Here is a 336-nt window from a genome sequence, read left to right on the forward strand (position 1 = left end):
GGTCTCGAAATAGTCGACCAGCGCGGTGAAGCCGTTGGCGTTAGAGCTGTTCGAGGCGAAGACCCCGGTCGCCGACACCGTCATGGCATGGGTGAAGCTGCCCGCGGTGACCCAGGTGGTGCCGTCGGTGGAATATTTCATCGTCCAGACGTCGCCCGCCCGCACCATCTGCAGGAAGGGTGCGACGTTGCCGGCGATGGCGACCTTGAACTTCTGGGTCGAGACGCCGTCCACCGTCACCGCGGCGAAGGCATAGAGCTTGCGGCCGTCCGAGAAGGTGTCGTAGCGCAGCCAGTTCTGCGCGTCCTGCTCGGCCAGGAAGCCCTGGCCCTGGTA

Annotated in this window: 1 protein-coding gene; it reads right to left on the reverse strand. The window is 65.2% G+C overall.

All coding sequences use genetic code 11. The features are described 5' to 3' along the window. A partial coding sequence (locus tag LHP98_RS19350; protein ID WP_227254172.1) for a DUF1349 domain-containing protein occupies positions 1–336 on the reverse strand: 336 nt, incomplete at both ends.

It is taken from the genome of Rhodobacter sp. Har01 (genome assembly GCF_020564565.1).
Classification (GTDB): domain Bacteria; phylum Pseudomonadota; class Alphaproteobacteria; order Rhodobacterales; family Rhodobacteraceae; genus Pseudogemmobacter.